This window comes from Arthrobacter sp. ok362 (assembly GCF_900102785.1).
GTDB lineage: Bacteria > Actinomycetota > Actinomycetes > Actinomycetales > Micrococcaceae > Arthrobacter.
This window is the reverse complement of sequence record NZ_FNGC01000019.1, coordinates 65839-77134: the sequence shown is the minus strand read 5'-3', so window position 1 is coordinate 77134 and position 11296 is coordinate 65839. Positions and strand designations below refer to the sequence as shown.

General features: G+C 64.3%; 5 protein-coding genes. 4 read left to right on the top strand and 1 reads right to left on the bottom strand.

Features of this window, described 5'->3' with window-relative positions; translation table 11 throughout:
* The 4 genes from BLQ10_RS20010 to BLQ10_RS19995 form a co-directional block, all read left to right on the top strand.
* A partial coding sequence (locus tag BLQ10_RS20010; RefSeq protein ID WP_139164298.1) for a M28 family peptidase occupies positions 1–509 on the top strand: 509 nt, incomplete at its 5' end.
* Between the two features lie 445 nt (positions 510–954).
* Complete coding sequence (gene ectB, locus BLQ10_RS20005) at positions 955–2226, top strand: diaminobutyrate--2-oxoglutarate transaminase (RefSeq protein ID WP_091564744.1); 1272 nt, start codon at positions 955–957, stop codon at positions 2224–2226.
* A gap of 78 nt (positions 2227–2304) precedes the next feature.
* The gene (locus BLQ10_RS20000; RefSeq protein WP_091564743.1) at positions 2305–3756 is read left to right on the top strand and encodes an aspartate kinase; all 1452 of its coding nucleotides are present in this window, start codon (positions 2305–2307) and stop codon (positions 3754–3756) included.
* A gap of 15 nt (positions 3757–3771) precedes the next feature.
* Positions 3772–8073, top strand: coding sequence for a Pls/PosA family non-ribosomal peptide synthetase (locus tag BLQ10_RS19995; protein WP_091564742.1), 4302 nt, complete (start codon positions 3772–3774; stop codon positions 8071–8073).
* Here BLQ10_RS19995 and BLQ10_RS19990 read toward each other — a convergent pair.
* Entirely contained in the window at positions 8070–11264 is a 3195-nt protein-coding gene (locus BLQ10_RS19990; RefSeq protein WP_091564741.1) for an efflux RND transporter permease subunit, read from the bottom strand. The two genes, BLQ10_RS19995 and BLQ10_RS19990, sit on opposite strands and share 4 nt — an antisense overlap.
* Positions 11265–11296 lie beyond the last annotated feature (32 nt).

The following is an 11296-nucleotide window of genomic DNA, read 5'->3' as shown; positions in this document are numbered from 1 at the left end:
GGTTCGCGTTCTGGGGCGGCGAGGAGGACGGCCTCTACGGGTCCCAGCACTACGTCGACGAACTCAGCCAGGCCGAGATCGGCCAGACCGCGGCGAACCTGAACGTGGACATGGCGGCCTCGCCCAACGGTGTGCGGTCCGTGCATGACGGGGACGGGTCGGATTTCGGCCACGCCGGCCCGGCCGGGTCCAAGGCGATCGAGGACATCCTGTTCCGCTACTTCCAGGAGAACGCGCTGCCCGCCGAGAGCACGCCCTTTGACGGCGGCTCCGACTACGACGCCTTCCTCTCGGCCGGCATTCCCGGCGGCGGGCTGTTCACCGGCGATGTGGGGAGGAAGACCCAGGCCCAGGCGCAATCCTTTGGCGGGACGGCCGGCAAGGTCCTTGATCCCTGCTACCACGAGGCCTGCGACACCATCGCCAACACCAACCAGGAACTGCTCCAGGAAATGTCGGGCGCCCTGGCCTACGCCACCGTGGCCTACGCAATGGGCCGGCAGAGCTAAACACCGCCTCCCATTCGCCCTCCCGTTCACCGCCCATTCGCTCTCCCATTCGCCTGCGAGCCGGCGTCCAGAGCGTCGGCGTCCACGTCCAACTGAAGCCCCGCGCCGGTGCATTTTTCCAGGCGCCGCCAGAGTCGTTGGACCTCTCCTGATTTCGGGTAGTTAATCAGCCGTTTGAGAGGAAAAAACAGGTACCCGCTACTCAGGTGCTGTGATTTGGCTGAGATTACGATGAGAAACGGATAAGCATTCGGGCAGTGCAAGTGATCTGCCCAGTTCACGTATAGAAAACCTCGATACGTAAGTAAATACGGGCCCGTGAAAGCAACGGTCGGTGCGCCACAGATGCTGCGCTGTCCCCCCTTCCAAGCCCGTCATCGGGAAGGCCTGGGCTGTGTCTACGCTCGGGAACTTCGCTAGTCGGAACTACGGGGGACATCTACAGATGGATATCTTCGAAACTTTGGAATCTGAGGTCCGCAGCTACTGCCGCAGTTGGGACACCGTGTTTGAGCGTGCGGCCGGCAGCAGCGTCTACAGTGAAGACGGCAGGGAATATCTGGATTTCTTTTCCGGCGCCGGAGCGCTGAACTACGGGCACAACAACCCGGTGCTGTTGCGGCCGCTGGTCGACTACCTTCTCTCGGGCTCAATCGTTCATTCGCTCGATATGAAGACGCCCGCCAAGCGGCGCTTCCTGGAAACTTTCCGGGAGCTGATCCTCAAACCGCGGAATTTGGACTACAAAGTCATGTTCCCCGGTCCGACGGGAACAAACTCCGTGGAGGCGGCCCTGAAGCTCGCCCGGAAGGTTACCGGCAGGCAGCATGTCCTGAGCTTCACCAACGCATTTCACGGCATGACCCTGGGATCACTGTCGGTTACGGGCAATTCAATGAAACGGCAAGGCGCCGGCGTTCCGCTGACGAACGCATCCAGCATGCCCTATGACGGCTTTTTCAACGGTCAGGTACCGGACTTCCTGTGGCTCCGGCAGGCCTTGGAGGACAGGGGCTCAGGAATCGATAAGCCCGCTGCGGTGATCGTGGAAACTGTCCAGGGCGAGGGTGGGCTCAGGGCCGCCCGGGCGTCCTGGCTACAAGGCCTTGCGGAGCTCTGCCGCCAACACGACATCCTGCTCATCGTTGATGACGTTCAGGCCGGATGCGGACGCACCGGGACATTCTTCAGTTTTGAGGAGGCCGGCATCACTCCCGATATCGTCTGCCTCTCGAAATCCATCTCGGGCTTTGGACTGCCTATGGCACTGACCCTGTTCAAACCCGGGCTGGACATCTGGAAGCCTGGCGAGCACAACGGAACATTCCGGGGGCACAACCCGGCGTTCGTCACCGGTACAGCTGCCCTGGAAAACTACTGGCAGAACGACAGATTCCAGTCGAAGGTCGCAGGGCTCATTTCGCTGCTGCACGAGGGGCTTACACAGATCGCAGCGGGCGTCGAAGGCGCCACGGTCCGTGGCCGGGGACTGCTCGCGGGTGTTTACTACCCCGACCCTCAGACGGCGGGGAAGATTGCGGCTGAATCGTTCGCCCGGGGCCTGCTGGTGGAAACCTCCGGCCCGGAAGGTGAGGTGGTCAAGGCGATGCCCGCGCTGACTATCAGCCCCGAAGATCTGCAGAAGGGACTCGATATTCTCGCTGCGGCCGCAGTGACTGTAACCGGAGAGCCGGTCGCCTTGGGATCAACCATTTGAGCATCCGAACAGAGGGCAGAGACGGCCCCCACGGGCCAGCACGGCTTGCAAGAATCGAAGTAGATTTCGGGGAGAGAAATGGGTACCCGCAAAGAAACGGCTCTTAACGAAAATGATCTAGCGGATACCGACCGGGCCGTTCGCCCGGGAAGTGTCATTGTACAAAAGTTTGGTGGTTCATCCCTGGCCGATGCCGCGGGTATCCTTCGGGCGGCCGAGCGGATAGCCAAAACGCGGACCAACGGCTATCGCGTCGTGGCGGTGGTGTCCGCCATGGGGGACACCACCGATGAACTCTGCGACCTCGCTTCGGAAGTTTCCGCTCGACCGCTTCCCGGGGACCTCGACGCCCTTCTGAGCATCGGCGAACTTGTGTCCTCGGCACTCTTGGCGATCGCACTGGCGGATCTTGGCCAGCTGCCCCGCACGTTTACCGGCAGTGCCGCCGGCCTCATTACCGACAGCATCCACGGCAAAGCACACATTACCGATGTCAGGCCGGACCGCATCCGCAGTAGTTTGATCCGTGGTGAAGTGCCTATCGTTGCAGGATTCCAGGGCAGGACGCAGAAGCGGAACAGGGTCACCACCCTCGGTCGCGGCGGCTCGGATCTCACCGCGGTCGCACTGGCCGCAGCCCTCGGGGCCGATATTTGCGAAATATATACGGACGTCGACGGCGTCTACACCGCGGACCCGCGGGTTGTCCCGGCAGCGCGAAAGATTGATGTCCTCTCGAGCGAGGAAATGCTTGAGTTCGCGGCCTCCGGGTGCAAGGTATTGCACCTGCGGTGTGTCGAATATGCCCGCCGGTTCGGTATTCCGATCCATGTGAGGTCTTCCTTCGTGCCGGAGCCAGGGACGTTGATCCTGCCTGGCCTTGACCGTCATCCACTCCTCCAGCCTGCAAGGGAGCAACCCGAGGTGACTGGAGTGGCCGGGGTCAACTCGGCTTCGAAAATCACAGTTGTTGGAATTCCGGACCAGCCGGACAGCATGGCGCGCATCTTGCACGTCCTCTCGCTTTCGGGAGCGCACGTCCAGGCAATTGTGCAGAATACGGCCGGCCCGGGCACGAGGCGTTCCGACGTTGCCCTGATCGTGCCGGCTGCCCACGCGGGCACCGCCCTGGCGGTGCTGGATGCTGAAAAAGGAACAATTGGTTTTCAGGGTTTGCAGCACGACAGCGAAGTGGGCAGGGTGTCCATCACCGGGCTGGGTATGCGCTCTTCCCCGGAAATTTTCTGCACCTTCCTCAAGGCCCTGTCAGACGCCGATGTGGACCTCGATCTCGTCGACATATCCGAGACGTCCGTTGGAGCCGTCACGCACGCCGACCGGCTCGCGGATGCCGAGCGCTCTGTCCGGCGGGCATTCGGCATGGCCCCGGCGCACGAGGAAGCGATGGCGGGCCATGAGGACCACCTCATGCCCGCTGGTGGCCCCCCGGTCGAGACGTGGGCTGTGATTTCTGGCCAGGATATTACCCCTGTCCCGCGGGGCGACAGGGCCGTGGCGCGTCACGTCTAGCGAAGGAGCTAAAGGATGGGCAAGACCGCGAGGATCGGCAACGGCCTCACCAGACCCCCCGAGTTGCGGGGAAAAATGTCGATGATTGGCGGTTCGGAAGGGGGAGCTGTTCTGACCTCGGCCGCGCCCGATCAGGCCGCGCGCTGGCGTCGGGGCGAGCGGTTGGACCAACTTTTTGAGGACAGCTGTGACCAATTGCGGGAACGGGGGATGGGCGCCCAGGTTGCCGTGGATGCAGGGGACGTCGTCCTGACGTACACGGAGCTGGACGAACGGGCGAACCAGCTGGCGCGGCATCTGCTGGTGTGCGGTGCCCGGCCGGGTGACCGCATCGCGTTGCTGTTCGACCAGCCGTGGCGGGCCTACGTGGCGATGCTTGCCGTCCTGAAGATCCACGCGGCCTATGTTCCCCTGGACCCCGGGTTTCCCCCTGATCGCCTGCAATACATCGTCGAAGACGCCAACGCAGCGATGATCCTGTCACTGTCACATCTGAGGGATCGGGTACCTGAAGTGGCCGCTGTGACGGTGTGCCTTGATGATGTGGAGGCGCAGATCGACGCCAAGGACACCGCTCGCCTGAGCGGTGCGGACCATGGCGGGACGAAGGATGAGCTGGCATACATCATCTACACCTCCGGTTCGACCGGCCGGCCGAAGGGCGTGGCGGTGGAGCAGGCAAGCATCTGCAATTTCGTCCGGGTGGCCTCCGCCATCTACGGGATTGAGTCCACGGACCGCGTGTACCAAGGCATGACGATCGCCTTCGATTTTTCGGTGGAGGAAATCTGGGTCGCCTGGATGGTCGGGGCCACCCTGGTGCCCAAGCCAGGCCGGTCCAGCATGTTGGGCGCCGAACTCGCGGAGTACCTGCAGGAAAAACGGATCACGGCTCTTTGCTGCGTACCGACGCTGCTGGCCACCCTTGACGACGATCTGCCCGGTTTGCGGTTCCTGCTGGTCTCCGGAGAGGCTTGCCCCAAGGATCTCGTCATGCGCTGGCACCGCCCCGGCCGCCGCTTCCTGAACGTCTACGGCCCGACCGAAGCGACTGTGACTGCCACATGGTCGGTCTTGGACCCGGACCAGCCAGTGTCCCTCGGTGTGCCCTTGCCCACCTACGCGGCGGTCATCGTGGATCCCGCTGAGCTTCGGGCCCTGCCGCGCGGTGAAACGGGGGAGATCGGCCTCGCAGGGGTGGGCCTGGCGCGCGGGTACGTGAACCGTCAGGACCTGACGGACCGCGCCTTTGTCCCGGACTTCCTCGGAATCGAGAACAATCCCTCCGGCCGGATCTATCGCACCGGGGATCTTGGACGGGTGAACGAGGACGGGCAACTCGAATACTTCGGCCGGATCGACACCCAGGTCAAAATACGCGGTTACCGTATCGAACTGAGCGAAATAGAATCCGTCCTCCTGCAGCTCCCCGGAATCGCGCAGGCGGCCGTGCAGACCTACGAACCGGAACCCGGGACTGTGGAACTGGCCGCCTACTACACCCTGCGCCAGGGCGCCGTGGGCGTGGACGCCCACGACCTCCACCAGATGCTGCGCACCAGGCTTCCCGGGTACATGGTTCCCGCCTATTTCGAAGAGCTGGACGCCCTGCCCATGATGGCCAGTGACAAGGTGGACCGGAAACGGCTGCCCCGTCCGGAGCACAGGATCAGCGGGGCGGCCGCTGGGTCGTTTACCGCCCCAAAGACCGCCGCCGAAGAGGCCCTGGCGGTGCAGCTTGGCTCCGTGCTGAGTCTTGACAAGGTGTCTACCGATGCCCATTTCTTCAACGACCTGGGCGGGGACTCGTTGATGATGGCACGCTTCTGCGCCCGGATTAGGAAAGAAACCGCACTGCCGCCGGCAGCCATGCAGGACATCTACGAAAACCCGACGGTACGGCAGCTGGCCGCGTGCCTCGAGGCCAGGCACAGTGAATCTGTCAACAGCCCGGTCCTGCCGGAGTCCGGCCCCGCGCCCGCGCCCGCGGCACCGGCGCGCCCGGTGAGCTCCTTCCAATACGCTTTCTGCGGTGTCATCCAATTGCTGGTTTTCCTTAGCTACACGATGTACACCGCGTGGATCCTGATATTTGGCTATGAATGGACGCTGGGGGGAACCACCCTCCTGGACATGTGGCTTCGCACCATGGGTTTCGGCGCCGCCGTGTTCGTGGTCCTGTCTGTGACCCCAATCATCGCCAAATGGGTCCTCGTCGGGCGGTGGAAGCCGGGCAGCATCCGGATATGGAGCGTGGCCTATCTCCGCTTTTGGGTGGTCAAGACACTGACGAGGGCAAATCCACTCGCGCTGTTCGTCGGTTCGCCGATCTATGTGGTGTACCTTCGGCTCCTGGGCGCAAAGATCGGCAAGGGGGTCGTCATTTTCGATCGCCACGTGCCCGGGTGCCCGGACCTGCTGACCATTGGAGACAATACCGTCATCCACAAAGACACCTGGATCCTGTGCTACCGGGCGCACGCGGGGAACATCGAGATGGGCCCGGTGACGCTGGGCAGGAACGTCCTCGTCTCCGAGAGATGCACCCTGGACGTTGGTACGGCGATGGGCGACGACAGCCAGCTCGGACATGCGTCATCGCTTCAGCCGTCCCAGGCCGTGCCCCAGGGAGAGGTGTGGCACGGTTCCCCTGCCGTACGGGCCAGCGCCAATTACCGGCGCGTCCCGGCCGCCCAGTGCAGCACCCGCCGGCGGGTCACCTATAGCCTGCTCCAGTTGTTCAACCGTCTGGTCCTGGTCGTCCCGGCGGCCATCCTCGGCCTGGCCACGTTCCTGCCGGGCTACCTGGCCACCGACCACCTGCAGTTGGGCGCCTACACGTTCTTCGTCGATGTGATTGCCGTGACACTCGTGGTGTTCATTGGCGGACTGATCACCGGTCTGGTCGGCGTCGTCTGCGTTCCGCGTTTGCTGAACCGTTTCCTCAAACCTGAGGTGGTCTATCCGCTCTACGGCTGGCACTTTTCGATCCATCGGCTGATCGTCCGCCTCTCGAACGTCAGGTTGTACAAGGACATCTTCGGCGACAGCTCCTACATCGTGCACTACTTGCGGGCACTCGGTTGGGACCTGGGCAAAGTGGAGCAGACAGGATCAAACTTCGGCCCCACGCTGGCCCACGAGTCGCCCTTCCTCTCCTCGGTAGGGACAGGAACCATGGTGTCGGACGGCCTGAACGTGATGAACGCTGATTACACGAGCACGTCCTTCCGCCTCTCACGGGTACATATCGCCGGCCACAACTTCCTGGGAAACAGCATCACCTTTCCGATTGGCGCGCGCGCGGGCGAGAACTGCCTCCTGGCCACGAAAGTGATGATTCCGATCGACGGCCCGCTCCGGAGGGACGTCGGGCTGCTGGGCTCGCCCGCATTCGAGATTCCCCGCTCCGTTCAGCGTGACGCCGAGTTTGACGAACTCAAGATCGCGGACGCCATGAACCGGCTCCTCCCGGCCAAGAACCGGCACAACATAGTGAGCATGGTGCTCTTCGTCGCCGTGCGCTGGGTTAACCTGCTAGCTGCCACGCTCGCTGGCGCAGTTGCAGTGTCGGCCCACAGCTTCCTCGGCGTGCTGGCAGTAGCCGGGGCAATGCTCGCCCTGGTGGTGTTCCGCGTGCTATTCAGCATTTTGGTGGAGCGTTCGGTGATGGGCTTCCGTCATTTGAAGCCGCAATACTGCTCCATCTACGATCCCTACTTCTGGCGGCATGAACGTCTCTGGAAACTTCTGGCCGTGGCGCCGCTCAACGGGACCCCCTTCAAGCCCCTGATCTGGCGAATGATGGGCGTCAAGGTGGGCAAGCGGCTCTACGACGGCGGCATGAACATGCCGGAAAAGACCCTGGTCACGATTGGCGATGACTGTACGTTCAACGAGGGAGTTCACATTCAGGGGCACTCCATGGAGGACGGGACGTTCAAGTCCGGCCACATTGTGATCGGCAACCGGTGCTCCCTCGGCGTGGAAACCTTCATCAATTACGGGGCGACAATGCACGATGGCTCGACGCTCGGGTCCGACGCTCTGCTGATGAAAGGCGAAGATGTCCCGGAGAATGCAACCTATTCGGGGAACCCGGCGCGCGAGGTGCTGGCCCCCATTGCGCCCCCACCCGTCACAGCATTGGCCTCCGGTGGCCACCGCCATGGCGGGCCCCGTCACCGGGGCACTGCCGCGGCGCCCGTCGGGCTGCTGAGGCTCTCCAAGGGAACCCACGGAACCCACAGGACGCCCGGAACCCACAGCACACCCAAGGCATCGCGGGCCAAGGCCGGGCTGCCGAGTCCTTCTTAGTGCGGACCGGTTGGCAGGGCAACGTCTTCGGGGAAGTCATCCGGGAAGTCCTCGGCCACGCTGGCCGGCCCGGAATGACGCCCGCGGGGCAGGGACTTCTGCAGGGCCTTCCGCTCCCGGCGTCCTTCCACGAGCCGGTAAAGAACTGGAACAAGGATGAGCGTCAGGGCGGTGGAGGAGATCAGGCCGCCGATCACCACGATTGCCAGCGGCTGGGAGATGAAGCCGCCACCGCCGGTCAGGCCCAGTGCCATGGGCGTCAGGGCGAACACCGTGGCGAGGGCCGTCATGAGGATGGGGCGCAGGCGCTGGCGGGCACCATGCGTGATGGCGTCCGCCACGCCCATCCCGGGCTCCCCGTTGCGGGGTTGGCGGTACTGGTTGATGAGGTCGATCAGCACAATCGCGTTGGTCACCACGATGCCCACGAGCATCAGCATGCCGATCAGCGACGGCAGTCCCAGCGGCACCCCGGTCACCACGAGCAGGGCGATGGCTCCTGTCGCCGCGAACGGGATGGACACCAGCAGGATCAGCGGCTGGATGAGGGATTTGAACGCAGCCACCATGATCACGTAGACGATCGCGACTGCGGCCAGCAGCGCGAGGCCCAACTGCCGGAACGAATCGGCCTGCTGCGTCGTAGCGCCTCCGATTGTGGCGGTGACCCCCGGCGGCAGCTGGACTGACTTGAGGCGGTTCTGCACTTCGGTGCTGACCGCGCCGAGGTTGGCACCCGACGGCGTCACCGAGACCCGGGCGGTGCGCTGGCCGTTGCTGGCGGTGATGGAGACAGGCACGTCGACCTGTTCCACGGAGGCGATGCTGCCCAGCGGGACGGTGCCGGCCGCCGTCGGGAGTGGGATCTCCCGGACTGCGGCGATACTCGTGAAGCGGGTGCCCTTGCCGATCCGGACCGGGAAGTCGTTGGTGTCGATGCGGACTGTCCCCGCTGGAATCGGGCTGATCGTGGCGGCCAGGACCCCGGCCACGCGCTCCTCGTTCAGGCCGGCCGCGACGGCCTTGGCCCGGTCCACCTTGACCTGGACCACCGGTTGGCTGGCGGCCAGGTTGGTGGCCACCTCGCTGCTGCCCGGGACCCCGTCCATGGCCTTGACCATCGCGTCACTGGCGGTCCGCAGGTCAGCGGTCGTGGCCGCCTTGAGGGTGATATCCACGGTCGACGACGTGCCGAAGCCGCCCTGCTGGGAACCGACGGTGATCTTGCCGGCGTCGCCGAGTTGGGCGAGCTCGCCGCGGACAGTGTCCTGGAGCTTGCCCTGGTTGGCCTTCTCGTCCGTCACCACCGTAAACGTCGAATTCGATGCGCCGGACGAGAGCAGGGCCGAGAAACCGGTCTGGGCGTTGCCGGTGGTGGACTGGACGTCCTTGATCCCGTCAATGCCGCGCAGGACACCTTCGACCCGGATCGCCGATGCGCTGGCCTCGGCCAGGCTGGTGCCCGCCGGCATGGCCTGCCGGACGGTCATGCTGTTCTCGCCGGAACGGCCGAGCAGATCGGTGGCGAGCAGCGGGGACATCGCCACGGTTCCGCCGAGCACCAGTGCCGCGGCGATCAGCGTGAGGACCGGGTGCCGCTGGGTACCGGCGAGGACGGGCAGGTAGCCGCGCTGCAGGAGCGTGCGCTGCTCGGCTGCATGCGCCTTGGCGGCAATGCCGGCGGCAGAACCAGCGGAACGCACACCGACAGCGGAGTCGGCGGGCGTGCGCAGGAACCAGTACGCCAGCACCGGCACGATGGTCAGCGAAACCAGCAGCGATGAGAGCAGGGCGATGGTCACTGTCAGGGCGAACGGCCGGAACAGCTCCCCGGCCAGATCGCCGACGAAGGCGATCGGCAGGAAGACGGCCACGGTGGTCAGGGTGGAGGCCGTGATGGCGCCGGCTACTTCGCGGACAGAGGTCAGGATCGCCGTGATCTTGGTTTCACCGTAGCTCAGATGCCGCTTGATGTTTTCGATGACCACGATCGAGTCGTCCACCACGCGGCCGATCGCGATGGTGAGCGCGCCCAGAGTCAGGATATTGAGCGAGTAGCCGGTGGCCGAGAGCCCGATGAACGTGATCAACAGGGACAGCGGGATGGACACGGCAGTCACCAAGGTGGAGCGCACGGACATGAGGAACACCAGGATGACGGCGACGGCGAAGCCCAGGCCCAGCAGGCCCTCGGTGGTGAGGTCCTTGATGGACTTCTCGATGAACGGCGCCTGATCGAAGACCGGGGTGAACTTGGCGTTGGAGCCAAGCTCTGCCTCGAGCTGGGGGATGGCGTCCTTGACCGCGTGGGAGATCGCGACGGTGTCACCCTCGGGCTTCTTGGTCACGGACAGAGCGAGGGTTTCCTTGCCGTTCGTTCGCGTGATGGAGGTGCGGGCGTCCTCGACCAGGCTGACATCCGCCACACTGCCGATCGTCGCCGCATCGCGGGCCGCGCCCAGGGGGAGGGCCTTGATGGCGTCGAGGGAATCCACCGGGCTGCCGATCTGCAGCGAGAGGGTCTTGCCCTGTTCTTCGATGGTGCCGGCCGGAACCAGCGCGCCGTTGTTCTTCAGCGCCTCACTGATGGACTGGATGCTCGCACCCGACGCCGCCAGGTCCTGGGGCCGCGGTAGGATCTGGATGTGCTCGGTGGCGCCGCCGGTGACGTCGGCGCCCCTCACGCCGTCGAGCTTTTGCAGCCGGGGGACACTGAGCCGGGCAAGGTCGGCGTTCAGTTCGCTGAGGGGTTTATCCGAGGACACGGCCAGGAACACGATCGGGAAGTCGCTGATGCTCCCGGCGATCGCCTGCGGCTGGACGTCTTTCGGTAGCGCCTGCTTGGCGTTGGAGATTGCGCGGTCGATCTGGTTCCGGGCCCGGTCCAGGTTGGTGCCGTAAGTGAACGCCAGGGTGATCTGGGAGACGCCGTTGCGCGACGTCGACGACGTCGACTCCAGGCCCTCGACGCCGTTGAGCGCCGTTTCCAGCGGGGCGCTTATCTGCTTGTCGACGACTTCCGGCGACGCGCCGGGCATGGAGGAGATGACCGTGATCTGCGGGAACTCGATGGACGGGATCAGCTCCTGCTTCAGCGAGGACATCGTGATCACGCCGAATACCGACGCGAACACGGTGATCAGCGCGATCAGGGCCCGGTTGGCGAGCGAGAGCTTTGCGAGCCGGAACATCTCATGGTCTCCTGGTGGGTCGAAAACATACT

Bases quoted from the DNA above. Each gene is read 5' to 3' on its own strand.
- ectB (WP_091564744.1), top strand. From the start codon at position 955: ATGGATATCTTCGAAACTTTGGAATCTGAGGTCCGCAGCTACTGCCGC.
- BLQ10_RS20000 (WP_091564743.1), top strand. From the start codon at position 2,305: ATGGGTACCCGCAAAGAAACGGCTCTTAACGAAAATGATCTAGCGGAT.
- BLQ10_RS19995 (WP_091564742.1), top strand. From the start codon at position 3,772: ATGGGCAAGACCGCGAGGATCGGCAACGGCCTCACCAGACCCCCCGAG.
- BLQ10_RS19990 (WP_091564741.1), bottom strand. From the start codon at position 11,264: ATGTTCCGGCTCGCAAAGCTCTCGCTCGCCAACCGGGCCCTGATCGCG.